Genomic DNA, 23,770 nt, shown 5'->3' with positions numbered 1-23,770 from the left:
CATCCCCGGGGCGCTTGCTTGCGGCCGCTCACGCTCTGGAAGGGGCCAACCGTGGTTCTGGTAGGCGCCAACCTTGGTTGGCGCAACGATGCGTCACTTCGCGGTACTCAGCAGCAGCACTGCAATAGTGACCAGCGCAATGCCGACCCAGCCGATCGGACGCAGGCGGTTGCCGAACAACAGGCGGCCGCAGGTGGCGGTACCGATCACGCCGATCGCACCCCACATCGCATAGGCGGTAGCCAGGTCCATGTAGCGCACCGCTTGGCCGAGCAGGGCGAAGGCGATCCAGACCATGACGATTGCAGCGACGCCCCAGCGCCAGCGGCGGAAACCTTCCGACTTGGCCACCATCATGTTGGCGGCGACGTCGATCAAGGCCGAACAGATCACGAAAAAAAACGCCAAGGTATTCATCAGTGCGCCTCCCCGAGGGTGACGCAGACGATGCCGACCACTGCCAGCACCAGGCCGGCCAGCTGCTGCAGCGACAGGCTTTCACCAAAGACGGTGAGGCCGACCACAGTGAGCAGGGTCAGGCCGAGGCCTTCCCACACTGCGTAGGCCACGCCCACGGCGATGCGGCGCACCGACTGCGCGAGGAAGAAATAGGACAGCGCCAGCGCGCCGGCCATGATCAGATAGCCGGTCCAGCCGCCATCGCGAGCGGCATGGGCCATGAACGAGGTGCCGACCACTTCGGCGACGATCGCCACGGTCAGGCAGGCCCAGGCGACCAGCGCGCCACGGGCGGGAACAGTACGGGACATGTGAAACTCCTTGCAGGGCGGGGACCGCGCCGCCTTTTCAATAGATCCACGCCGTGCGTGGAGGGTCCGGAACGCCCCGCAGACGGGGGCGATGGAAGCCAGTATCATCGCCTTTTACGGTGGTATCAAAATGGATTCCATCGACAGGAGCGATGGATCAATGCCCTACTCCCCTGAATCCCTGCAGGCCTTCGTGGAAGCCGCGGCGCTGGGCTCGTTCTCGGCGGCGGCGCGGCGCCTGCGCAAGACCCAGTCGACGGTCAGCACCGCCATCGCCCACCTGGAAGCCGACCTGGGCGTGAGCCTGTTCGACCGCAGCGGGCGCTACCCGCAGCTGACCGAGGCCGGGCGCCAGGTACTTGGGCACGCGCAGGAAATCCTGGCTGCCGATGCCCGCCTGCAGCAGTTGAGCGTACGCCTGGCCGCACCGGTCGAACCGCGCCTGACCGTGGCGTTCTCCGACGTCTACCAACTGGACCCGGAACAACGGGTGCTGCAACGCTTCGCCGAGGCGTTCCCGGAGATCGAGCTGGAATGGCTGGATGCCGAGGGCGAGGACGTGCTGGAACTGGTAAGCAACGGACGCGCCGCGCTGGGTCTGCTGCCACGGCAGGAGCACTATCCGGACGGACTGGTGGCACGTCCGCTGGCGCACCACAGCGAGCTGTCGGTGTATGTGGCGCGCGAGCATCCGCTGGCCAGCGCTGGCCGTCGCGCCGCCGCACAGCTGGCGCGGCATAGACAGGTGCGCTTGAGCGCGGAAGTCGATCAATCCCGCGTGGTCACCGGCCTGGCCTGGACCGCCACCGACTACCTGATGGTGATGGAAATGGCCGAGGACGGCCTCGGCTGGGCCGAACTGCCGCGCGCACTGGTACAGCGCTACGACCGCGGGCGGATGGTGGAACTGCTGCTGCCCGGCTGGCCGCGGCGCATCCACAGCGACCTGCTGTGGCGCCGTGATACGCCGCCGGGACCGGCCGCACTCTGGTGGGCCGACGCATTGGGGTGAACCGAAAAAGGGGACGGAGGGGATTAAGTCGTTTGTGGCACAAACGACTTAATCCCCTCCGTCCCCTTTTTCAGTTGCCGGCCAGCGGCCGGCACTACCGGTCAACGATGGGCTAGCGCGTAATCCAGCGCCGAGCACACCGCCGCCACCTGTGCGTCGTTGCACTGCTGCGGGGTCGCACGCGGGCTGTCCGGGTAGACCTCGGTGGTGGTGGTGTACTTCGCCCCGGTAATGCCGGCGCACAGGCCCAGCTTCACCAGCGGGTACTCGATCACGCCATGCGCCACCACCGGCGAACCGATGATCTCGCCCTTGTCGTCGGCCGGCGCAATGTGGGTGACCTTTTCCACCGCGGCGATCACCGCCTGCTGGAAGGCCGCCTGCGGGGCCTCGCTGTCGTCCACCAGATAGAAGCCATCCGGAATCAGGCCTGGCTCGAACGGCTTGCCATCACGCGCCGCCAGCGCCGGGCGGAACTCGCTCTCGTCGCTGTCGGTGGTTTCGTGCAGGTCGATGTGCAGCACGAACTGGCCCTTGATCGGTGCGATCAGTTCGATCAGCGAGGTCGACTCGCGGGCCGGGCCATCGGCGCGGAAGTTGCGGTTCGGGTCGATCGCATCGAAATTCCAGCGGTTGATGCGCTCGAAGCCCCACGGATTCACGCACGGTGCCACCAGCAGGTTGGCCTTGCCGGCGTAGTCGGCGGCGTGCTTTTCGAGGAATTCCAGCGCGCCCATCACGCCGCTGGTCTCGTAGCCGTGCACACCACCGGTGACCAGTGCAGCCGGCAGTGCCGGGTTCCAGTCGCGGCTGCGCAGGGCGAACAAGGTGTAGGTCTCGCCAGCGTAGTCGAGCTGGCCATAGGCCACCTTGTCGAAGCGCGAGGCCAGCGCCTCGATGCGCGGCAGCACTTCCTCGTCATAGCGACGCAGGCGCTGCTGGCGGCCACGCCACGCCTCCCGTTCCGCCGCTCCCCACGGCTGGCCAGGGGTTCCGACGGGGTAGAAAGCGGCTTGGGACATGGCGGATCTCAGCGAGTCAGGAAGCAATCACCCACTTTACCACCGGCCCATCAGCATGAACCGGAGACGCATTCCATTGGCGAATGGAATCAGCAATAATTCTCATTTACGACCTTCCACAACCCGCACCGATGCCCACCCACGCCCCGCAAACGGCCCGCCTGCCACTGGCTGCCGCCCTCGCCCTGTGCCTGATTCCGGCCGCCAGCGCCTTCGCCCAGGACGGCGCCACCACGCTGGACAGCATCCAGGTCTCCGGCAGCTGGCTGGGCACCGGCCTGCATGACAGCGTGAAGAGCTTCGCTGGCGCGCGCACCGTGGTGGACCGCCAGCGCATCGAAGCCAGCGGCGCGGCCAGCATCGGCGATGCCATGCGTCGCATCCCCGGCGTGCAGGTCACCGACAACTCCAGCACCGCCGGCAGTTCGGTCTCGCTGAACATCGGCGTGCGCGGCCTGACCGGGCGCTACTCGCCGCGCTCGACCGTGCTGCTCGATGGCGTGCCGCTGGCAGTGGCGCCGTATGGCCAGCCGCAGCTGTCGTTCGCGCCGACCAGCCTGTCCAACATCGAATCGATCGACGTGGTACGCGGCGGCGGCGCGGTGCGCTACGGCCCACAGAACGTGGGCGGCATCATCAACTTCAGCACCCGCGCCATTCCCACCGAGGCCGGCCTGCACGGCGAAGCCGGTGTGCGCTACACCGCCTACGACCACGGCGGCGGCGACAGCACCCAGTACAGCGCCTTCCTCGGCGGCACCGGCGACAACGGCCTGGGCGCGGCCCTGCTGTACTCCGGCCAGGATGGCCGCGGCTGGCGCCAGGGCAGCGATGACCGTTTCAACGACCTCGCGCTGAAGTTCGCGTACGCCATCGACGAACAGCAGGAACTGCGCGCCAAGCTCTCCTACTACGATGTGCGCTCGCTGACCCCGGGTGGCCTGACCCGCGCCCAGTACGAAGCCGACCCGTTCCAGAACACACGCCCCACCGATTTCTGGAAAGGCCACCGCACCGGCATCGACCTGGGCTACACCAATACGCTCTCGGCCAACAGCGAGTTCGAGGTACTGGCCTATTACAACGAAAGCAGCCGTGCCAGCTCGCTGATCAACGCCGCCAATACCCAGCTGACCGTGCAGCCGCGCGACTACCGTGTGCTCGGCATCGAGCCGCGCTACACCCAGCGCCTGCACTGGGGCGCCAGCGTGCACGACATCACCGCCGGCTACCGCTTCCTGCGAGAGCGTGGCAACGACCGCAGCTACACAGTCACCCGCCGCACCGGCGCGGCCAGTGCCACCACCCGCTTCGACAACGCCACCGACGCACACGCCTTCTACATCGACGACCGCATCGCGATCGGCCAGTGGCGGATCACCCCGGGCGTGCGCATGGAGTGGATCGACATGGACCGCCGCCAGGCGGGTGGCGCGGCGACCTTCAGCAGCCGCAACGACAAGGCCCTGCCCTCGATCAACGTCGCCTACCTGCTGACTCCGCAGCTGACCGTGTTCGGCAACTACACCACCTCGTTCGGGCCGGTGCAGAACATCCAGCTGAACTCACAGACCGCCAGCAACCCGCTGAATCCGGAAATCGCCAAGACCACCGAACTCGGTGCGCGCTGGCAGGACGGTGCACTGCGCGCGGAAGTGACCGTGTTCAAGATGCGCTTCGACAACCAGATCCTGCAGGTGCCAGGCATCACCCCGCCGACCTTCCAGAACATCGGCGCCACCGACCACAAGGGCGTGGAAAGCGCGCTGGAGTACCGCTTCGCCGAAGACAGCGCACTGGCCGGTCTGGAGCTGTACGCCAACTACACCTGGACCAAGGCGATCCAGCAGTCCGGCGACAACCGTGGCCTGGACGTGCCGTTCTACTCGCGCGACACCGACAGCGTCGGCGCACGCTATGCACTGGCCGGCTGGACCTTCAATGTCTCCAGCACCCACCAGAGCGGCCAGTTCTCCGACGCCGCCAACACCTGGGCCGAGAGCGCCGATGCGCGCGTGGGCCGCGTGCCGGGCGTACGCCTGTGGAACGCGCAGGTGGCCTGGCAGGTGCCGGGACTGGGTGACAGCGAGATCGCGCTGGGCGTGAACAACCTGGCCGACAAGCGCTGGTATACCCGCAACGTCGATGGCAACGCCGGCCGCATGGTGGCTGCGCCGCGCACCTTCTACGCGCAGGGCCGCTACCGCTTCTGACGCAGTAACCGCCCGATGCAGTGACGGCGGCGATCACGGTGGCGGCGTATCATGCCGCCACCATGTCACTGCCTGTTTCGCCATCGCGCCTGCATGCGGCCTTCCAGGGCCTGCGCCTGCGGCTGCGCGGCAGTGACTTGTGGTTCATTGCGCTTGCCCTGCTGGTCGGCCTGATCGCCGGCTACCTGACCTTGCTGCAGTCCGGCATCGCACGCTGGCTGCAGGGCACTCTGTACGGGCTGGACGACGGCATGCGCCTGAGCTCCCTGCCCTCGCTGACCTGGACCGCGCTGCTGGTGCTGCCGCTCGGTGGCCTGCTGGTCGGGCTGGTCAGCCTGGCTGCGACCCGGCTCAAGCGGCCCCTGCTCGATGCGGTGGAAGCCAACGCCCTGCATGGCGGCCGCATGTCGATGCGCGACAACCTGATCGTGCTGACCCAGACCCTGCTGTCCAACGGCTGTGGCGCCTCGGTCGGACTGGAAGCGTCGTACACGCAGATGGGCGCGGGCAGCGGCTCGCAGCTGGGCCGGGTGATGCGCCTGCGCCGCAACGATGTGCGCATCCTGGTCGGCGCCGGTGCCGCCGGTGCCATCGCCGCCGCCTTCGGTGCACCGCTGGCTGGTGCGTTCTACGCCTTCGAGATCGTCATCGGCGCCTACACCCCGGCCGCGCTGGCCCCGGTGGCGGTCGCTGCATTGGCTGGCGCATTCGTGGCCGACCAGGCCGGCATCGAGGCCTACCTGCTGCCGGCCGCCTCGACGATTGATGTCCGCGCCGCCGACTACGCCATCTACGGTCTGCTCGGCTGCTGCTGCGCGATGGTCGGCATCGCGGTGATGCGGTTGATCGCCTCGATCGAAGGCACGGTCAAGCGCAGCCCGTTGCCACTGTGGGGCCGGCCGGTGGTGGGCGGCCTGCTGCTGATTCCGCTGGCACTGGCCAGCCCACAGGTGCTGTCGTCCGGCCATGGCGCGCTGCACCTGGACCTGACCACGCATCTGCCACTGATCTGGATCGGTGGCCTGCTGACCCTGAAGTGCCTGGCCTCGGGCATCTCGCTGGGCTTCGGCTTCCGCGGTGGCCTGTTCTTCGCCTCGTTGTTCATGGGCACCCTGGTCGGTGCCCTGTTCGCCGGCCTGCTGGCGATGGCCACCGGCGTGCCGGTGATCGACGCCACCTCGGCCGCACTGGCCGGGATGGCAGCGCTGGCCGCTGCGGTGGTCGGCGCACCGATGACCATGGCCATGCTGGTGCTGGAAGGCACCCACGACTTCCTGCTGACCAGCGTGGTGATGAGTGCGGTGCTGGTCTCCAGCACGCTCGTGCGGCAGTGGTTCGGCTATTCGTTCTCGACCTGGCGCATGCACCTGCGCGGCGAGACCATCAAGAGCGCCCGCGACGTGGGCTGGGTGCAGAACCTCAACGCCGGCCGGTTGATGCGCAAGGGCGTGGCCACCGCGCCGGCCGACCTCGACGCCTCCACCTTCCGCCAGCGCTTCCCACTGGGCTCGGGCAGCCGCGTGATCCTGATCGACAGCGAAGGCCATTACGCCGGCATCGTGCAGATTCCGCGCGTGTACGGCGACGGCGTGAAGCCCGAAACCATGATCGGCGAACTGGCGGAAAACCGCGACGTGTCACTGCTGCCAAGCGCGGACGTGGTCACCGTGATGCAGCGCTTCGACCACACCCAGGCCGACGAACTGGCCGTGGTCGCTGCCGACGGCCAGGTGCTGGGCGTGGTCTCCGAAGCCTTCGTACGCAAGCGCTACGCCGAGGAACTGGACAAGCGCCAGCGCGAACTGATGGGCGAGCGGGTCGAGGACACCGACTGACCCCGCAAAAAGGGGACGGAGGGGATTAAGTCGTTTCTGGCCGCCTCGAAATCCACGCATGGCGTGGATCTACTGTCACCTCGACCGGGTAGACTCCGGCCATGCGCTTCATTGAAACCTTCCAGGCCGGCCCCTTCGCCGACACCGTGGTCAGCCTGCTGGCCGCCTTCGTGCTGGGCACGCTGATCGGCGCCGAGCGCCAGTACCGCCAACGCACCGCCGGCCTGCGCACCAACGTGCTGGTCGCCGTCGGCGCCGCTGCCTTCGTCGACCTGGGCATGCGCATCGCCGGCAGCGCCGAGGCAGTGCGGGTGATCTCCTACGTGGTCTCCGGCGTCGGCTTCCTCGGCGCCGGCGTGATCATGAAGGAAGGCATGAACGTGCGCGGCCTCAACACCGCCGCCACCCTGTGGTGCTCGGCGGCGGTCGGCAGCTGTACCGGCGCGGACATGCTGGCCGAAGGCGTGCTGCTGACGGTCTTGATCATCGCCGGCAACACCCTGCTGCGGCCGCTGGTGAATGCGATCAACCGCATCCCGATCAACGAGACGGCCACCGAGGCCACCTACGAGGTGCGCCTGAGTGTGGATGCCGAAGCGGTGCCGCGCGTGCGCGAGCGCCTGGTCGATGCGCTGGAAGCAGCGCAGTATCCGGTCGGTGATGTGCAGGTGGTCGAGCATGCCGACGCGCCCACCGATGTGATCGCGGTGCTGGTCAGTACCGCCGTGAGTGCCGATGAGCTGGACGTTGTGCTGGCGCGGATGGAGCACGTGCCGGGCGTGCTGCATGCCACCTGGGAAGTCAGTACCCGCGATTGATTCATCCACGCATGGCGTGGATCTACCGAGGTTGTGGTGCAGTAGATCCACGCCATGCGTGGATGCGCTTCTCTCACCCACCCGCCAGGCGCTGCTGGGCCCTCAACAACTTGCGGAACGAACCGCACTGGCGCGCGTCCTGTGCTTCCGGGCAGGCCGCCGCGCGCTGTAGATGACGGCGCACCCGCTGCAGCTGGGAGATCTGCTGCTGCAGCACATCGGCCTGTGCCAGCAGGGCTTCGCGATCCAGCGTAATGCATCCGCGCTGAGGCGGCAGCGACAACCCGATCTGCTGCAGCGACAACCCGGCCGACCGGCCAAGGCCGATCAACGCCAGGCGCTCCAGCACCTGCTCGTCGTACTGCCGGCGCAGGCCGCGACGGCCCAGCGACTGCAACAACCCGAGCTGCTCGTAGTAACGCAGGGTCGAGGCCGGCACGTCGCTGCGCTTCACCACCTCGCCGATATCCAGTTCACGCATGGGCTTGACCTCAAGTCGCCTTCAAGCATCAACCTATGGGCAACTTCCCGGCAGGACAAGGCCATGGCCAGTACATCCCCCGTTGATCAGAATGCGCTCTGGAATGGCCCTGGCGGCCAGATCTGGGTCGCCCAGCAGGCCATCCTCGACGGCCTGTTCCAGCCCATGGCCGACCTGCTGGTGGCCGAGCTTCCGCAAACCGTCACGCAACTGCTCGATATCGGCTGTGGCACCGGCGCGAGCCTGCTGGCATCAGCCGCCGCTCGCCCGGCGACACACAGCACCGGCCTGGACATCTCCGCGCCGATGCTGGCACTGGCCCGCCAGCGCGCCGAGGCGGCCGGACTGGACGCGGACTTCATCGTGGCCGATGCGCAGCAGCATCCGCTGCCCTCCGCGCACTTCGACTGGATCCAGTCGCGGCTGGGTGTGATGTTCTTCGAAGATACCGAGGCCGCCTTCGCCAACCTGCATCGTGCTGCAACGCCAGGCGCTGGGCTGCGTTTCATCGCCTGGCGCAGTGCCGACGAGAACCCGTTCATGACCACGGCCGAACGCGCGATCGGCGATGCACTTGAGCTTCCGCCGCGGGTGCCAGGAGCACCCGGCCAATTTGCCTTTGCCGATGGCCAGCGCGTGCAGCGTCTGTTGCAGGCCGCCGGCTGGAAGGATGTGGAGTTGGTCGCGGTAGACCTGCCCTGCTCGATCGCCCGCGATGAACTGCCGACCTATGTCGGCCAGCTGGGCCCGTTGGGCTTGGCGCTGCGGAACCTGCCCGAAGACCGCGCCGACGCACTTCGAAACAAGGCGCTGGCCGCGTTCGCGCCCTTCATCGAAGGCGACCGTGTGCGCGTCGATGCCGCCTGTTGGCTGGTCCGCGCCCGCGCCTGATACAAAAATGGGGACGGAGGGGATTAAGTCGTTTCCGGCACAGCCGGGGCAAGAACGACTTAATCCCCTCCGTCCCCTTTTTCTACTACAGCGCCTCGCCGGCGTCCGCCAGGCGCGATTCAATCAGCGCATACCACTGCTGCAGCACGTCGATCAGCATGTCCAGCTCGGCGTCGGTGCGCTGTGCGCGCCCACTGCGCAGGCAGGCCTGGGCTTCCTGCAGCTGGGCAAGGAAGCCGGCCACGGTGTCTGCCTGCAGGATCAACCCCGGCAGGCGCCGCCCGGGAATGCGCACCACCGCATGATTGCCGAGCTGGCCGTACACACTCAGTGTGGTTTCCGTCTTCATGGAAAGAGGCAGGAATTGGGCGTTCATCGCGTGCACCATGGAAAACCTGAGCCGCCGGCAGGCGTGGACAACGGGGGAGACGTGGCCACGTCCTGCCGACGGTCAGGGGGGACTCGAGATACCGGGGCGTGGCCCCGGTGCGGGACTCTCAGCGCGGCTGGGCCATTCCGGCGATCTGCACGCGCCGGTTCGGCGCCAGGCAGGCGATCAGCTCGCGACGGTTGCGCTGCTCGCACTGCACGATCGGCTCGGCCGCGCCGCGTCCTTCGGCACTGATGCTGGCTGCAGGCACGCCGCCCTGCACCAGCGCGCTGCGCACGGCCTCGGCACGTCGCTGCGACAGGGCCTGGTTGTAGCTGGCACTGCCGATACGGTCGGTATACCCGGTCACCCGGATTGACTGCACCTGACTGGCCTCGCGCACCTGCGCCAGCACGCCCTGCACGGCCTGCTGGCCTTCGGCACTGAGCACCGCGCTGTCGAAACCGAACAGCGCATCGGCGGACAGGCGCAACGGCTGCTCCGGCAACGGCGCCGGTGCAGGCGGGGCCGGCGGCCGCGGCGGGTCCAGCACCGCCGCACATGATTCAGGCTTCCAGTAGCCACCCTGGGCGATGCCCTTGCTGTCGAATCGCACCTGGAACTGGCAGGTGAAGTACTCCGCGCCCTGCGCAGTGCGGAAGTTGAACAGGTAGTTCCACTCGCGCACGCCCCACATGCCCTCGTTGAAATGCGGCGTGCCCAGCAGCGTGTACAGCTGGCGCTTGCTCATGCCCGGCGCGAAGCGGCGCAGGTCGGCGACGTCGGGATAGATGCCTTCCTTCAGCGAGGCCTTCGAGGCCTCCGGGAACTGCACGGCGGTGGTTTCGGCAGGACCTTCGGCGGCCGGCGCATGGCTGCGGCAGGCGGCCAGCAGGCCCATTCCCAGGACCAGGCCCAGCACTGCGGCCACCTGGCCGGTGCGGGCGATGCGATGCTGTTTCATGTCATTCCCCCTTTGGACGTTTCCGCGATGCCGGGCCGCGCGTGCGGCCCGGCGGCGGGGATCACCACTGGATGCCGGCACCGACGGCCACACCGGCCTCGCCACGGCTGTTGGTGGAGCCGCTGAACTTGTAGATCCAGCGCCCTCCTTCGGAGACACCGGAGATACCAACCGCCACGCCCGACTCGCCGTTGTAGCTGCCGGCGGCGACCGAGGCCATGCTGCGGCCCGCTTCGCTGGGCTGCGGCAGTGCTGCGGTGGCCATAGCCGAGGCGATACCGGCCGAGGCGCGGTTGTCGGTCTTGCGCAGGTCGCGCTCGAAGCCACCCATGCGCTCGTCGGTGTATGCCTTCGACCAGTCCAGGGTCTGCGCCATGCCCGACTTCAGCTGGTCCACGTTGACTGCGTCGGTACCGGCGGTGCCGGCGGCGACGTTACGCACCGTGGTCGGGCCGCTGTTGGTGCTGCCCAGCGTGACACTGTTGTAGTTGGTCGCGCCGTTCACCGTGGTGTCGTAACGGATCGTACCCTGCTGCGAGGCCTGCAGCTGGCGTACGTTGACCGCGTCGGTCGCCTGCGAACCGTCGGCCACGTTGACCACCTGGCGTTCGGCACCGGCGGCACCCACTGAGACCGTGTTGGCCCGGTTCGCCACCGAACCCGCACCCAGCGCCACCGAGTTGTCGGCCTGCGCCTGCGAGCCATTGCCCAGCGCGGTCGAGTTGGCACCGGCGGCGGTGGAGCCAGCGCCACCTGCGGCCGAATTGGCACCGCTGGCGGACGGATCGGCCAGGTTGTTGGTGTTGTTGGCGCGGAAGCTGCCGGCCACGTTGGTGATGTTCTGGATCTTCTGGTCGGTGTACTTCTTCGATTCGTCGATGGCGTAGTTCACGCCGTTCTTCAGCTGGCCGACATTGGTTGCGTCGTACGTATCGGAACCGTCGGCGACATGGGTGATCTTGCGCTCGCTGCCGGTGCTGCCGACCGAAACCTCACCGGCCGAGTTGCTGGCGCCGGTCTGGCCATAGGCGCCGGTGTAGCCGCTCTGCGCACCGACGCTGGCCACCGACCCGGCACCCAGGGCGACGCTGTTGCCGGCACTGGCGCTGGCTCCGTTGCCGACCGCCACGCTGTTGGCACCGGCCGCACTGGCCTGCGGGCCGACCGCCACCGCTTCCGCACCGGCAGCCGTTGCAGGCGCTGCGGTCGAGTTCACTGCCAGGTAGGCACTGCCACCGCTGTTGTTGGTGATGCGTTGGTTGAGGACCTTCAGCGAGCCGTCCACCGCAGTGAAGGCGGCGGTGACATTGTTGTAGTCGCCGCTGGTAAAGGTGCCGTCGGTGGCGATGCTGGAGATGCTGAACTTCGGCGCGGTCCACACGTTGGTGGTGCCGTTGTACGCGGTGGTGCCACCGAAGTAGTTGGCGATGGAGCTGTTCGTGCTGAACAGCTGGTCGCCGGTGATGGCATCACTGCTGCCGGCCAGGATGCTGCCGGCGGCGACGTTGGTGATCTTCACCGCGCCGGTGCCGGTACCCGTCAGCGTCACGCTGTTGAGCACGTTGCCACTGCCATCGACGTCGTACTTCACGGCCAGCTTGTCGATCTCATCGGTCTGGTCGGCAACGTTGGCCAGCGAGTTGCTGACCGCATCGAAGGCGGTACCAACGTCGTTGTAGCTGCCCTTGGTCACGGTGCCGTTGGCGGCGACGTTGTTGATCGAGTAGGTCGGTGCGGTCAGCACGCCGCTGGCGTTGACCGCCGCGCCACCACCGAGGTGGGTGGCCACGGCCTGGTTGGCCGCAAACAGCTGGGCACCGTTGATGGCCTCGCTGCTGGTGGCACTGACCTGGCCCGGGCCGAGATTACGCAGCGTGGTGGCCGTGCCGGTCTGGCCGAGCGTGGCACTGGCGTAGTTGACGCTGCCATCGCCATTGAGGTCATAGCGCAGTGCCCCCTGTTCCGACGCCTGCAGCTGGCCGACATTGACCGCATCGGTGGCGGCGGTACCCGCAGCCAGGTTGGTGACCTGACGCTCGGCACCGGCGGCACCGATGGACACGCTGTTGGCACGGTCAGCCAGGCTGCCGGCACCCACCGCGATGCTGTTGGCGGCGGTGGCGCGGGCGTTGGTACCGACCGCGATCGAGTCGGCGCCGCTGGCCAGTGCCTCGGTACCGGTCGAGTTCACCCGCAGGTACTTGGTGCCACCGTTGCGGATGTCGGTGATCTGCGTGTTGAGATTGACCAGCGAACCATCGACCGCGGCGAAGGCATCGGTGGCGTTCTCATACAGACCCTTGGCGATCGCACCGCCGGTGGAGATGGTGCTGATCTCGAACAGTGGTGCGGTGAAGGCACCGCTGGCCGGATCGAAGGCTGCGCGACCGCCGAAGAAGCTGGCGATGGCCGCATTGGTCGCCGCCAACTGGCCGCCATTGACCGCTTCCAGGCTGCCGGCGGTGACCGCACCGCCGGCCAGGTTGCCGATGGTGGTAGTGCCGGTGCCCGCACCGAGCGTGACGCGGCGATAGTTCGGATTACCGGCACCGTCCAGATCGTAGGTCACCGCAGCGGCCGCCACATCATCGATCAGGCTGATGGCACCCTTCAGCTGGGCCACGTTGACCGCATCGGTATTGACACTACCGGCGGCCACGTTGGTGATCTGGCGCTCGCCGCCACCGGCGGTACCCACCGACACTTCACCGGCCGAGACCTGCGGCGCAGTGAGGCCATAGGCGCTGTAGCTGGCCTGGGCACCGCGCAGCGCGGCCGAACGGTAGCCCAGTGCAACCGAATTGGCCTGGTTGGAGGTCGCCTCGGCACCGAGCAGGGTCTGCCCGTTGGCCGTGCCCACCGCGCTGTCGCCGACGATCACCGAATGGCCCATGCGTGCGGCGTAGTCCGCGGTCGGCACACCGGTCGGGTTGCTCGGATCATTGGTGCCGGCGCCCGGGAAGGCGACGTTGGCATCGACCTTCGGCAGCTCGTGGCGGGCATTGGCACCGATCACCACTTCCTTCGAACCGTTGGCAAAGGCGCCGTCACCCATCAGCACCTGGTAGTCCTGCGCCGCATTGACTGCCCAGCAGGAGATGTCGGCGAGGACAATATCCAGGCACTTGGCCGCCCATGCCGGCGAATCCTTCGGCAGCAGCAGCCCGAGCAGGCCGCCCGGATTGCCGTTGTTGATGTTGTAGATGTAGCTGTCGGAGGTGACACCACCGATCAGGGTCAGGTGCGAGCTGCCGCCGGTGACGGCGCCACCCAGGCCGTTGAGAGTGCTGCCGACCGGCGACAGGTTGACCACGGGCAGGCCCAGCACATTGACCGTCGAGTAGGTCTGCATCACGTTGGCGTTGCTGAGCTTGAGGTTGCCGTTGCTCAGGTAGCCGTTGCCGCCGAACAGGCTGGTGGTGGTCGGGCCGATCAGCTGCCCGACATTGCCGACCAGGCCACCGGTGCCGATGATCAGGCCCGCGTTCGGATCGGCCGGAGCCGGCGCCTTCGGGCTGGTCGGCGGGATCGCCGAGGGCTTGGTCAGGCCGAGACCGCCGAGGGTGCCGCCGACCAGGCCGCCTACGGCACTGCCGAGATTGCCGATGGTGCCGTTGAGGTTGCCATTGAGCAGGTTGCCGACGGCGCCGCCGACATTGCCAAGCGTATCGCCCAGCAGGCCACCGAGGCCGCCGGTGCTGCCACCTGTAGCGCCATTGAGTACACCGCCGACGGTGCTGCCCACCGCACCCACTGTATTGTTGAGCGTGCCGCCCACGGTGCCGCCCACTCCACCCACCGTGCCAACCGCACCATTGAGTGCGCCGCCGACGGTGCTGCCGACCGCACCAGCCGTGCCGTTGAGTGCACCACCCACAGTGCCGCCGACTGCACCAACCGTGCCAACCGCACCGTTGAGTGCGCCGCCGACGGTGCTGCCGACCGAACCGACCGTTCCGTTGAGCGCACCACCGACGGTGCCGCCGACTGCACCAACCGTACCAACGGCGCCATTGAGCGTGCTGCCCACTGCCCCGCCCACCGCACCGACCGTGCCGTGCACGGCGCCGCCGACCGCACCAACCGTGTTGCCGACGGTGCCATCAAGGACGCCACCCACGGCGCCACCTGCCGCGCCGACAACGCCGCCCACCAGGCCACCCACGCCCAGTGCGCTGTTCTGCGCTGCCACAGTCGCTTGGCCGGCCAGCTTCAGATTGCGGTCGGCCACGACTTCCTGGCCATCAGGCGCCTGCACGCGCACTTTGCCGGCAACACCGGTATCGAAAGCTGCGGTGATCGCACGATCATGGGTCTCGCCCGGCAGCTCCTCCTTTGCCGGCAACGTGACCGCCGCCGTCGCCTTGACCTGCCCCTGACCATCGATCTGGTGGCCCGCCAGCTTCAGCTGCGAATCCACCTTGCCGTCAACGGACGCCTTGAGGCCGGACAGCGAGCCAGCGGATGCGCCAGCAACAGCGGCGGCCGCCTTGGCACCGGTATCGATCGAGGCCGCCTGGGCACCGGCGATGCCAACCCTGGCCTTCGCCTGCGCATCCGCAGCCACACCGAGCGGCGCATGCGCGGACGGCGCAACGTTGGCCGCCAGCGAGGCATCCATCTTCGCCACATTGGACGCTGCGTGCCCCAGCCCGACATTGGCGCGAACATCGGCGGCCAGTGCAGGAACCGCGACCTGCTTCGGCGCGGCATTCGCCGCCAGCTTCACCTGTACGGTAGCCGGCAGCACGTCGCGCACGATCGGCAGCGAGGTCGTACTCAGCTGCAGGCCCACACGCGCGTCTGCGCTGATCGCCGGACTGCTCTGCGCCTGGCGCGATGCCGCGGCCAGCGCGACTTCTGCGTCGACCTTGACCGGCATCGGCTGCGCGTATTTCGCGGCCAGTGCCTGCAGATCACGCAGCGACTGATTGGATTCGGATGCTCCTGCATGCCCGCTGGCCAGCGCACACAGCAGGGCCAGGGCCAGTGCGGTCGGCATCAGCAGGACACTGCGCGGATCGCGGGCGGCGCTGCCGCCGCTATCGCCGGTGGCCAGTTCCGAGGCCACAACCAGAGCATTGAGCTGGCGGTTCCATACACGCCGGTAGATGCGGTTCATGAGCATTTCCCCCGTAGGCGAACAACTGGAATGTCAGTGGACTTGCCGTTAGGCAGGTGACTGACATTTCAGCGTTTGCAACGGCGGCTGCGCACTTCATTCCGGCACGGCAATCGCGCATTCCGGCAAATCCACGGTCGGAATCGGCAGCCGGTTATGCAGAAGCGGCAAGCATATCGGCAAGCGGATATGCAATTCCGGCAGGAACCGCCGGGAAACCCTTATGGGGCCTGGATCAGGCGGGCTGGCCGATCTGCGCGGGTGCGCGCATCAGCGTGTCACGCGGCAGTTCACCGAAGACCTTGCGGTAGTTGTCGGCGAAACGCGACAGGTCCCACAGGCCACAACTGAGGGCGATGGCCTTGACCGAACGGCGGCTGGAATCGGCCATCGACAGGCTGCGGCAGGCTGCGCACAGGCGCAGCATCGACAGGTAACGATTGGGCGACGTACCGAACAGGTCCTCGAACGCGTAGCGCAGCCCACGCTCACTGACACCGGCAGCGTCGCAGATCTCATTCATGTAGATATTGCGGCGCAGGTTGAGGCGCATGAAGTTTTCCGCCCGCTGTGCGATCAGATAATGCGTGCGCCGCGCACGGCTGCAACCCGGGCGTTCGGCGGAACCCGCACCCAGCAGTGCCTGCACGTGTTCGTGCAGCAGCCGCTCGGTTTCTTCCGGCTGCAGGCCCGTGCCCTGGCCCAGCTGCAGGTGCAGCTGCTGGTAATGCTGTGCCAGCGGGGCGGCCTCGCTGGCGAGATTGAACAGTGAAAGCGCCTGTCCGGCCGGCGGCGTGCTGCGCAGGCTCAGTTCGGTCAGCTTGCGTTGCACCCGTGCCACCGGCACCAGCATCAGGGTCATGTGCGTGCCCGGGCTCAGGGTGAACTCGCTGATGCCCTCGGGCATCACGGTCAGCGCCATCCCAGGGGCAAGCGGTACGCCATGGCACCAGCTCAGGGTTTCATCGGTCGCATGCAGATACCCCAGCATCGCCCAGTCCGGCGGCAGCATGAAACGTCCACGGCAATGGAATCCACAGCTGATGCTGCAGAACAACGCCTCCTCGTGCACGCGTGACGCGAAGGCCGCCCGCGGCCCATTGCCATCGAGCAGAAGCAGTTCGACATCACATACACGAAGCACGCCGCTCAGCGTCGCCAGGTCGATCGACCGCAGGCCGCTGTCGTCGCTGTCTCCTACCCCACCATCGACCATGACAGTGTCGTCCCCCCGATTATCCGCCGTGCGGTACGGCCCCCACTGCCTGACAGGGCGCGCACCTCTCATGGAATCTCTTCCATCACCGGGATGCGCGCCGCCAAGGTGCGCACCCCAAAAGAAACGCGAGTACTTGAATGCGAGTATGCCCGATAATTCAACGGGGTAAACATCTGCACCGCGTTGAATAAGATGGATACAGAGGTGAAAATCAGATTGTCGCGTTTGGCACAGTTTTCGCATGCGACCTGAAGCCTGCCTCACATTATCTGCACGTCGATGAATCGTTGTGCGGGCGAACGGATTTCCGTCACAGAACCCGGCTTGAAAATTAAGGACCAATGGGATTCTGCCGAATTTGCATATAGGTTCCGGTTGCAGCCGGCCGCCATTCAGGCAAAGTCGATAACACGGTGATCCGGTCTTTGATAATGACCGCACCCAGGGGGACAGCATGACCATGCACGTATCGCTCGACACGTCGACCACCGGCCCCGCGCCGCGCGGTCGCGGTTGCGCGAACGGCGTCCCGCCTGGAAACGATCACCCTGCTTGAGCACAGCGGGTCCATCCCGCCGTGCCTCCTCCGCCAGGACGTGCGGAGGTCCACGGACGATCCCGGCGGAGCCGGGCCACCGCCCAACAGGTGTCCTGTAGCAGACAGGTAGAGGGAGACAAACGTCATGAACGCATCGATCCGCAAGTTCCTGAAGGAAGAAGATGGCGTTACCGCACTCGAGTACGGCCTGCTGGCGGCTGTGATTGCCGGCATCCTGATCGCGGTCGGCAATGCGCAGATCAAGTCCTTCTTCGAGACCCTGTTCACCAATCTCTCCGCATTGGCCACCAAGGCCTCCGGTAGTGCAGCACCGCCTGCCGGCGGGAACTGACCGGGACCGCGCAGCCGTCGGCTGCGCTTGCGGCTCATTGCAGAAGGCGGCGGCTGACCGTCCACTGACGGACAATGGAGGGTGCGATGACACTGCTGGGATTGCTGGCCATCGGTGTGTGCCTGCGGATCGCGATCAGCGATCTGTACGCCCGTCGGGTGCCCAACGCCTGGCTGCTGTCCGCATGCGCGATCACCGTTGTCGTGCTCATCGCCGGACAGTTCAACGCGCCGCGCCTGCCGTGGGCTTCCCACGTTGCCGGCGCGGCGCTCGGCCTGGTCGCATTGCTGCCTTTCCACGCAGTGCGCTGGATGGGCGCCGGCGATGTCAAATTCTTTTCGGTACTGGGATTGATGCTGGGCTGGCAGGCACTGCTGCCGATCTGGATCGCGGCCAGCCTGGCAGCGGGCGCACATGCCGCACTGGTGCTGGTATCGCGCCGGTTGGGCCCAGTACTGCCCATCGGCCTTCAAGCCCATATGCATCGGGCAAGTTCGCAATGGCATTCGCACCCGGCGCTGCGCGGGATGCAGAGCGCCCGCCAGGGACGCCAAGGCATTCCCTACGCCGCCTACCTGGCGGTATCCGCCATCGCCTGGGTCTTCATCAGCACGTACGGAGGTGTGGCATGAACATCCACAACCGACGCCGGCAACGTGGCGCGGCCAGCATCGAGTTCGCGCTGATGTTGATGCTGGGCCTGCTGCCGCTGCTGCTGTTCACGTTCTCCGGCGTGATGATCATGGCGGCCCAGCAGACGTTGGCAACCGCCTCAGCCGAGGGTGCACGTGCATCGCTGCGCTATGGCAGCGCCAACGAACGCCGTACCGCCGCCTGCGTTGCGGCGCGTAGTTCGATGCAGTGGCTGCTGAACTTCTCGGGTCAGCCGGTCGACTGCAGCAATGGCGGAAACAACGCCATTCTGGTCTCCGCGCAGGCCCCCTGCGCCGGACTGGCCAGCGCCCAGTGCATGACCGTGACGGTCAGCTACGACTACGCAAGCCATCCCTTCCTGCCCGGCACCGCCACGCTTTACAAGTGGGTGATGCGGGCTCCCATCCGCAGCGTCGCGGTCGCTCAGCTCGACCTCGGCAGCGGCAACTGACGTTCGGTACAGGAGACGGTTCCATGCTCAAGTTGACCCGCATTGCTGCCGTCGCCCTGATCGGGCTGGCCGTGCTGCTGGCGGTGATCGCCTTGATGATCGGGCGCAAGCCGGCCGCACCGGCCACGGTTGCCCCGGTAGCGCAGAGCGAAGCCCAGGCGATCACCGTGGTGGAAGCGGTGGCGCGACTGCCGGCCGGCGAACCGATCTCTGCCAACGGACTGCGTCTCGCACAGCGCAGCGCCCCGGTTGCCGGCGCCGCCACCAGCATTTCCGCCGTGGTCGGAAAGGTGCCGGTGCAGGACATCGCCGAAGGCACGGCGATCAGCAGCAACGCACTCGCGCAGGGATTCTCGCTGCAGCTGCGCCCCGGGGAACGCGCACTGGCGGTCCCGGTCGACGAGCTGGTGGGGGCCGGCAACCGCATCCTGCCCGGTGATTTCGTCGACGTGTTCCTCAACCTGCGCACTGCCCAATCCACTGCCGGCGGCCCGGCCGACGCAGCACAGACGCGCCTGCTGCTGTCGCGCCTGCGCGTGCTCAGCTATGGCCAGCAGGACATCGCCCCGGCCAACCATGACGCTGTTGCCAGCAACGAGGCCGATGGCCGCAACGATCCACGCGCCGCCGACATCACCGGAAGCAGCAGCACCCAGAGCACGGGCAGCGGGACCGCCCAGCCGGCACGCAGCGCGGTACTGGCGGTGCCGGTGGCCGATGCCAACCGGCTGCTGCTGGGTGCACAGCAGGGCAAGCTGTTCCTCGCCCTGCGCAACCCTGCCGATTCCGGCCAGCCCGATCTGGCGCTGTTCCCGCAGGCACGCGGGGTGATTGATCCACTGCGTGGCCTGGATGCGGAACAGCAGCTTGCGCTGCAGCGGCCAGAGAATCACGCCTTCGCCGGCATCGACGGCGATGCATTGGCCGGCCGCAGCAACGCGCCCGCGCGCAGCACCCAGGATGCCCCGGCACGCGCACCCGCACCACGGCGCAGTGCCCCACGCGCATCGGGCATCGAAATCATCCGAGGTGACAGCTCCGCCCCCCGTGGTTCCCTTTGACCTGCATCGAGCGCATCCATGACCGAACGTCGCCGCAGTCCACGCCCTTCCCCCCGCCAGCGCTGGCTGGCCCTGCTGCTGGTGCTGCTGGCACCGGCGACAAGCGTGGCCGCCGACGACCTGGTGCTGCAGGCGCGTGAGCAGCGCCCCTGGACCCTGCCGGGTGATCTGGAGCGGGTCGCCATTGCCGATCCGGGCGTGGCCGATATCGTGATGCTGCGCGGCCAGCGCCAGGCCCTGCTGGTCGGCAAGGCGCCGGGCACCACCACGCTCCTGCTCTGGCACCGCAAGCAGACCGAACCACAGCGCCTGCAGGTGCGGGTACAAAGTGCGGTGCAGGGTGCGGCCGACGCCGGCACGAACGGGCTGGTATTCACCCAGCAGGACAATCAGGGCCTGCTGCAGGGAAGCACCGAGAGCGTGCTGTCGCACATGCAGGCGCAGAAGACTGCCGCCATGGCCCTGGGCAAGGATGGCCTGCTTGCCGACGCATCCACAGTGAGCAGCGGCGGCGTGGTCCAGGTCGAAGTCAAGGTGGTCGAGTTCAACAAGACCGCACTGAAGCAGATCGGCATCAGCTTCCAGAACCGCAATGGCAACTTCGCCTACGGCTTCGCCCGCCCGGGCGGCCAGTTGCCGGGCAACACCGGCATCCTGCCCGGCATGAAGGAAGGCAACTCCGGCAACGAAGCCGAATCACCCATTTCTTCGGCCTTCCGCCTGGTGTTCGGCTCGACCAAGGGCCTGTGGAATGCCGACGTCGACCTGCTGCAGAGCAATGGCATGGCGCGTGTGCTGGCCGAGCCGACACTGGTCGCGCTGTCCGGGCAGAGCGCCAGTTTCCTGGCCGGCGGCGAGCTGCCGATCCTGGAACCGCAGGGGCTGGGCACCACCACCATCACCTACAAGCCCTTCGGCATCGGCCTGACCGTGACACCGACGGTACTGGCACCGAACCGCATCGCCCTCAAAGTCGCACCGGAAGCCAGCGACCTGGACTACAGCAACGCCATCGCGCTCAACGGCGTGCAGATTCCCTCCATCACCACCCGCCGCGCCGACACCACGGTCGAACTGGGCGATGGCGAGAGCTTCGTGATCGGTGGCCTGGTCAGTTCCAACGTGGTTTCCAGCGTCGGCAAGATCCCGCTGCTGGGTGACCTGCCGATCATCGGCTCGTTCTTCCGCAACTTCGACTACAAGCGCCAGGACAAGGAACTGGTGATCATCGTCACGCCACGCCTGGTGAAGCCGCTGGCACGCAACACCGAGCTGCCGCTGCCCGGCGACCGCGAGGCCAAGCCGCACATGCCCGAATGGGGCGCCTGGCTGCTGGGTCCGATCAGCCAGGACCCGGTGCCCGGCTTCTCACGCTGATTCCATGATGCCTGCGATACCACGCCCATGCCCTACGCCACTGCCCAGCCGCTGCATCCGCAAGGACCGCCGATGAACCTGGTCCTGTACGGAATGGATCGCGAACTGCTGCCCCGGCTGGCGGCGAAACTGCCGCCAACCACCACCCTGCACTGGCAGGACAGCAGCACGCCGACCTCCGCCCAGGACCTGCAACGCGGGCCGCAGAGCCTTGTGCTGCTCGACTTCCGCCCGGAACATGCGGCCGCCTCCAGCGTGCTGGCGCAGCAACTGCAGCAGACCGAGCCGGATCTGGCATTGGTTGCAGTCGGTGCCACCAGTGCCGGCCAGGTGGAAGGCGTTGTCATCGCATTGCGGGCGGGCCTGCGTGATGTGCTGGACCTGGACAGCGACAACGTCGGCATCGAGGCCGCGCTGCGTCGCGCCCTGTCACCACGACCGGCCGCCGCCGCGCAGCAGGCGCACAAGGCCCGCCTGATCGTCCTGCTGGGCGTGCGCGCCGGGGTCGGCACCAGTACGCTGGCCGCGCATCTTGCGGTGCTGGCACAGCAGACCCGTGCACTGGCACAGGGCGAGGCACTGCAGCAGGATGGCCTGCTGATGGAGCTGGCCCAGCCTTCGGGCGACCTCGCCCTGTACCTCAACCTGGACAGCCGCTTCCACTACGAAGACGCGCTGCGCAATGCCAGCCGCATCGACGCCACCCTCGCCCGTACGGCCATGGCCCGTCACGATTCCGGACTGGTGCTGCTGGACCGCGCCAGCGGCAGCGATGCGGTACCGCCGTCCGATCCGGGTGCGCTGCTGCAGCGCCTGCGCACCGTGTTCGCCAGCGTGCTGTGTGATGCCGGTGGCTGCCCGCTGCGACAGCTGCCGCCGCTGCTGCTGGACCAGGCCGACGAGATCTGGCTGGTCACCGATGCCTCCATTGCCACGCTGGTGTCGCTCGACCAGGCACTGAAGCATCTTGCCGGGCAGCGCGAACGCGAGAAGCGCCTGCAGCTGGTGATCAACCGCCACGATGACAGCAGCGGCATGAGCCCGGAGCAGATCGCGCGCCGCTTCGAGGTTCCCCTGCTGGCCACGCTTCCCGAACGACCGCGCGTGCGCCTGGCTGCCAGCCAGGGTCACCTGCTGCTGCAGGATGCGCCGCGCGACCCCTACCTGCGTGCCCTCGCTCCGCTGGTTTCGCGCCTGGATCCGGCTGCCTGCCCGGTCCAGGCGCAGGGCCTGCGGGAAAGACTCTCCCTTGCCCTGGGTGGATCGCAATGGAAGACAAGGTAACCCCGTTCCCGCATGCCGTTGCCCGGCCGGTGCTGCCCGAAAGCTCGCCGGGCCATCAGCCGTTCGCGCAGACCGAGCAGTACCAGAAGGTGCTGTCGGCCGCGCATGAGCACCTGCTCAACAGCATCGAGGACGAGCGCATCGACATCGATTCCTGGGCCCCCGACACCATCGCCCGCTGGGTGCAGGTGCAGACGGTGGGCTTCATCCAGGAGTGGCGCATCCCGATCAACGAAGAGGAGATGCAGGTGGTTGCCGACGGCCTGGTCAAGGAGCTGACCGGCTTCGGCCCGCTGGACGACCTGCTGCACGACCCGTCCATCGAAGACATCCTGATCAACGGTTTCAAGGATGTGCACGTGTCCCAGGGCGGCCAGCTCAAGCGGGCCACCCAGCGCTTCACCGACGATACGCATCTGCTGCGCATCCTGCGCCGCATCCTCGCCCCGCTTGGGCGCCGCCTGGATGACTCCAATCCGATGGTCGATGCGCGCCTGCCCAACGGCGGCCGTCTCAACGCGATCATCTCGCCACTGGCGGTGGATGGACCGATGGTGTCCATCCGCAAGTTCCGCAAGGACCCGTTCACCCCCGATGAACTGCTGGCCAAGGGCACCTTCGATGCGCCGATGCAGGCCTTGCTGAAGGCGATGGTACTGGGGCGCTGCAACATCCTGGTGTCCGGCGGAACCAGCTCGGGCAAGACCTCGCTGCTGAACGCCCTGGCCAGCTACGTCCCCGCGAACGAGCGCGTGATCACCGTCGAAGACACCGCCGAGCTCTCGCTCAACCACCCGCATGTAGTTCGCCTGGAAAGCCGTATCGGCGGCGCCGAAGGCCACGGTGCGGTCAGCATCCGCGATCTGGTCCGCAACAGCCTGCGCATGCGCCCCGACCGCATCGTCGTCGGCGAGGTACGCGGTGCCGAGGTGCTGGAAATGCTGCAGGCGATGAACACCGGCCACGACGGCTCGATGGCCACCATCCACGCCAATTCGCCCCGCGACTGCCTGTACCGGATCGAGATGCTGGCCGGCTTTGCCGGCTTCCAGGGCAGCGAGGACAGCCTGCGCCGGCAGATTGCCAGTGCCATCGACTTCATCGTGCAGATCTCGCGCCTGGGCAGCGGGCGCCGCGTGCTGGTCTCGATCACCGAGATCACCGGGGTCAGCGACAACCTGATCACCACCCAGGAAATGTTCCGCCACGAGCTGCAGATCGACGGCAACGGCAAAGAGATCGATCGCTGGGTCGGGCTGGGCTTCCATCCGCACTCGCACAAGCTGGAGCCGTTCCGCCAGCAGCTGCGCGAATCGCTCTACGGAGACTTCTGAGC

General features: G+C 67.3%; 20 protein-coding genes. 12 read left to right on the top strand and 8 right to left on the bottom strand.

Going from position 1 to position 23,770, the window contains the following annotated elements; all coding sequences use genetic code 11:
• Nucleotides 1-93: 93 nt before the first annotated feature.
• Complete coding sequence (locus ABE423_RS06825) at nucleotides 94-417, bottom strand: SMR family transporter (RefSeq protein ID WP_125894389.1); 324 nt, start codon at nucleotides 415-417, stop codon at nucleotides 94-96.
• Nucleotides 417-770: an SMR family transporter gene (locus tag ABE423_RS06820; RefSeq protein WP_010485170.1), complete on the bottom strand. Its 354-nt coding sequence runs from the start codon at nucleotides 768-770 to the stop codon at nucleotides 417-419. The genes ABE423_RS06825 and ABE423_RS06820 overlap by 1 nt, the downstream gene beginning before the upstream one ends.
• A 160-nt stretch (nucleotides 771-930) precedes the next feature.
• Here ABE423_RS06820 and ABE423_RS06815 point away from each other — a divergent pair, with 160 nt between their 5' ends.
• Entirely contained in the window at nucleotides 931-1,782 is an 852-nt protein-coding gene (locus ABE423_RS06815) for a LysR family transcriptional regulator (RefSeq protein ID WP_329810551.1), read from the top strand.
• Between the two features lie 101 nt (nucleotides 1,783-1,883).
• Here the strand turns inward: ABE423_RS06815 and ABE423_RS06810 are convergent, their stop codons facing one another.
• Nucleotides 1,884-2,804 carry a M14 family metallocarboxypeptidase gene (locus ABE423_RS06810; RefSeq protein ID WP_346485500.1) on the bottom strand — a complete coding sequence of 307 codons (921 nt, stop codon included), beginning with the start codon at nucleotides 2,802-2,804 and terminating at the stop codon, nucleotides 1,884-1,886.
• Between the two features lie 131 nt (nucleotides 2,805-2,935).
• Here ABE423_RS06810 and ABE423_RS06805 point away from each other — a divergent pair, with 131 nt between their 5' ends.
• From ABE423_RS06805 to ABE423_RS06795, 3 genes are all read left to right on the top strand, one after another.
• A complete protein-coding gene (locus ABE423_RS06805; RefSeq protein ID WP_346485498.1) occupies nucleotides 2,936-5,017 on the top strand; it encodes a TonB-dependent siderophore receptor in 2,082 nt (693 codons plus the stop codon).
• A gap of 62 nt (nucleotides 5,018-5,079) precedes the next feature.
• Complete coding sequence (locus ABE423_RS06800; protein WP_346485496.1) at nucleotides 5,080-6,852, top strand: chloride channel protein; 1,773 nt, start codon at nucleotides 5,080-5,082, stop codon at nucleotides 6,850-6,852.
• 101 nt (nucleotides 6,853-6,953) lie between these two features.
• Complete coding sequence (locus tag ABE423_RS06795; protein ID WP_024957423.1) at nucleotides 6,954-7,670, top strand: MgtC/SapB family protein; 717 nt, start codon at nucleotides 6,954-6,956, stop codon at nucleotides 7,668-7,670.
• Nucleotides 7,671-7,743: 73 nt separating this feature from the next.
• Here the strand turns inward: ABE423_RS06795 and ABE423_RS06790 are convergent, their stop codons facing one another.
• Nucleotides 7,744-8,151, bottom strand: coding sequence for a MerR family transcriptional regulator (locus ABE423_RS06790; RefSeq protein WP_346485494.1), 408 nt, complete (start codon nucleotides 8,149-8,151; stop codon nucleotides 7,744-7,746).
• 63 nt (nucleotides 8,152-8,214) lie between these two features.
• Here ABE423_RS06790 and ABE423_RS06785 point away from each other — a divergent pair, with 63 nt between their 5' ends.
• Complete coding sequence (locus ABE423_RS06785; RefSeq protein ID WP_180844364.1) at nucleotides 8,215-9,042, top strand: class I SAM-dependent methyltransferase; 828 nt, start codon at nucleotides 8,215-8,217, stop codon at nucleotides 9,040-9,042.
• Between the two features lie 85 nt (nucleotides 9,043-9,127).
• On the opposite strand, the gene ABE423_RS06780 is transcribed toward ABE423_RS06785, so the two are convergent.
• The 4 genes from ABE423_RS06780 to ABE423_RS06765 all read right to left on the bottom strand — a co-directional run bounded on the left by ABE423_RS06780 (nucleotide 9,128) and on the right by ABE423_RS06765 (nucleotide 16,714).
• A complete protein-coding gene (locus ABE423_RS06780; protein ID WP_019659952.1) occupies nucleotides 9,128-9,418 on the bottom strand; it encodes a hypothetical protein in 291 nt (96 codons plus the stop codon).
• 121 nt (nucleotides 9,419-9,539) lie between these two features.
• Nucleotides 9,540-10,376, bottom strand: a complete 837-nt coding sequence (locus tag ABE423_RS06775; RefSeq protein ID WP_346485491.1) for an OmpA family protein — start codon at nucleotides 10,374-10,376, stop codon at nucleotides 9,540-9,542.
• A gap of 61 nt (nucleotides 10,377-10,437) precedes the next feature.
• Entirely contained in the window at nucleotides 10,438-15,498 is a 5,061-nt protein-coding gene (locus tag ABE423_RS06770; protein ID WP_180837642.1) for a YadA-like family protein, read from the bottom strand.
• Between the two features lie 235 nt (nucleotides 15,499-15,733).
• A complete protein-coding gene (locus ABE423_RS06765; protein WP_032128070.1) occupies nucleotides 15,734-16,714 on the bottom strand; it encodes a helix-turn-helix domain-containing protein in 981 nt (326 codons plus the stop codon).
• Nucleotides 16,715-17,400: 686 nt separating this feature from the next.
• On the opposite strand from ABE423_RS06765, the gene ABE423_RS06760 reads away from it, so the two are divergent.
• The 7 genes from ABE423_RS06760 (at nucleotide 17,401) to ABE423_RS06730 (ending at nucleotide 23,768) form a co-directional block, all read left to right on the top strand.
• Nucleotides 17,401-17,607 carry a Flp family type IVb pilin gene (locus ABE423_RS06760; RefSeq protein WP_126927984.1) on the top strand — a complete coding sequence of 69 codons (207 nt, stop codon included), beginning with the start codon at nucleotides 17,401-17,403 and terminating at the stop codon, nucleotides 17,605-17,607.
• A gap of 86 nt (nucleotides 17,608-17,693) precedes the next feature.
• Nucleotides 17,694-18,239 carry an A24 family peptidase gene (locus ABE423_RS06755; RefSeq protein WP_125894372.1) on the top strand — a complete coding sequence of 182 codons (546 nt, stop codon included), beginning with the start codon at nucleotides 17,694-17,696 and terminating at the stop codon, nucleotides 18,237-18,239.
• Nucleotides 18,236-18,712: a TadE/TadG family type IV pilus assembly protein gene (locus ABE423_RS06750; protein WP_049398481.1), complete on the top strand. Its 477-nt coding sequence runs from the start codon at nucleotides 18,236-18,238 to the stop codon at nucleotides 18,710-18,712. Before ABE423_RS06755 ends, ABE423_RS06750 begins: the two co-directional genes overlap by 4 nt.
• Nucleotides 18,713-18,735: 23 nt before the next feature.
• A complete protein-coding gene (gene cpaB / locus ABE423_RS06745; RefSeq protein WP_180837643.1) occupies nucleotides 18,736-19,773 on the top strand; it encodes a Flp pilus assembly protein CpaB in 1,038 nt (345 codons plus the stop codon).
• 18 nt (nucleotides 19,774-19,791) lie between these two features.
• A complete protein-coding gene (locus ABE423_RS06740) occupies nucleotides 19,792-21,150 on the top strand; it encodes a type II and III secretion system protein family protein (protein WP_346485487.1) in 1,359 nt (452 codons plus the stop codon).
• 27 nt (nucleotides 21,151-21,177) lie between these two features.
• Nucleotides 21,178-22,434, top strand: coding sequence for a fimbrial protein (locus ABE423_RS06735; RefSeq protein WP_317618055.1), 1,257 nt, complete (start codon nucleotides 21,178-21,180; stop codon nucleotides 22,432-22,434).
• Entirely contained in the window at nucleotides 22,419-23,768 is a 1,350-nt protein-coding gene (locus ABE423_RS06730) for a CpaF family protein (RefSeq protein ID WP_049398477.1), read from the top strand. Before ABE423_RS06735 ends, ABE423_RS06730 begins: the two co-directional genes overlap by 16 nt.
• The last annotated feature ends 2 nt before the right edge of the window (nucleotides 23,769-23,770 follow it).

The organism is Stenotrophomonas sp. TWI1409 (assembly GCF_039673015.1).
GTDB classification, from domain to species: domain Bacteria; phylum Pseudomonadota; class Gammaproteobacteria; order Xanthomonadales; family Xanthomonadaceae; genus Stenotrophomonas; species Stenotrophomonas maltophilia_A.
Note: the sequence above shows the minus strand (reverse complement) of the source record. Positions and strands in the feature narration are given on the sequence as shown.

Coding starts and splice junctions, on each gene's coding strand:
- ABE423_RS06730 (WP_049398477.1), top strand. CDS start 22,419: ATGGAAGACAAGGTAACCCCGTTCCCGCATGCCGTTGCCCGGCCGGTG.
- ABE423_RS06755 (WP_125894372.1), top strand. CDS start 17,694: ATGACACTGCTGGGATTGCTGGCCATCGGTGTGTGCCTGCGGATCGCG.
- ABE423_RS06810 (WP_346485500.1), bottom strand. CDS start 2,804: ATGTCCCAAGCCGCTTTCTACCCCGTCGGAACCCCTGGCCAGCCGTGG.
- ABE423_RS06805 (WP_346485498.1), top strand. CDS start 2,936: ATGCCCACCCACGCCCCGCAAACGGCCCGCCTGCCACTGGCTGCCGCC.
- cpaB (WP_180837643.1), top strand. CDS start 18,736: ATGCTCAAGTTGACCCGCATTGCTGCCGTCGCCCTGATCGGGCTGGCC.
- ABE423_RS06780 (WP_019659952.1), bottom strand. CDS start 9,418: ATGAACGCCCAATTCCTGCCTCTTTCCATGAAGACGGAAACCACACTG.
- ABE423_RS06740 (WP_346485487.1), top strand. CDS start 19,792: ATGACCGAACGTCGCCGCAGTCCACGCCCTTCCCCCCGCCAGCGCTGG.
- ABE423_RS06820 (WP_010485170.1), bottom strand. CDS start 770: ATGTCCCGTACTGTTCCCGCCCGTGGCGCGCTGGTCGCCTGGGCCTGC.
- ABE423_RS06750 (WP_049398481.1), top strand. CDS start 18,236: ATGAACATCCACAACCGACGCCGGCAACGTGGCGCGGCCAGCATCGAG.
- ABE423_RS06800 (WP_346485496.1), top strand. CDS start 5,080: ATGTCACTGCCTGTTTCGCCATCGCGCCTGCATGCGGCCTTCCAGGGC.
- ABE423_RS06815 (WP_329810551.1), top strand. CDS start 931: ATGCCCTACTCCCCTGAATCCCTGCAGGCCTTCGTGGAAGCCGCGGCG.
- ABE423_RS06760 (WP_126927984.1), top strand. CDS start 17,401: ATGAACGCATCGATCCGCAAGTTCCTGAAGGAAGAAGATGGCGTTACC.
- ABE423_RS06770 (WP_180837642.1), bottom strand. CDS start 15,498: ATGAACCGCATCTACCGGCGTGTATGGAACCGCCAGCTCAATGCTCTG.
- ABE423_RS06795 (WP_024957423.1), top strand. CDS start 6,954: ATGCGCTTCATTGAAACCTTCCAGGCCGGCCCCTTCGCCGACACCGTG.
- ABE423_RS06825 (WP_125894389.1), bottom strand. CDS start 417: ATGAATACCTTGGCGTTTTTTTTCGTGATCTGTTCGGCCTTGATCGAC.
- ABE423_RS06765 (WP_032128070.1), bottom strand. CDS start 16,714: ATGGTCGATGGTGGGGTAGGAGACAGCGACGACAGCGGCCTGCGGTCG.
- ABE423_RS06790 (WP_346485494.1), bottom strand. CDS start 8,151: ATGCGTGAACTGGATATCGGCGAGGTGGTGAAGCGCAGCGACGTGCCG.
- ABE423_RS06775 (WP_346485491.1), bottom strand. CDS start 10,376: ATGAAACAGCATCGCATCGCCCGCACCGGCCAGGTGGCCGCAGTGCTG.
- ABE423_RS06735 (WP_317618055.1), top strand. CDS start 21,178: ATGCCCTACGCCACTGCCCAGCCGCTGCATCCGCAAGGACCGCCGATG.
- ABE423_RS06785 (WP_180844364.1), top strand. CDS start 8,215: ATGGCCAGTACATCCCCCGTTGATCAGAATGCGCTCTGGAATGGCCCT.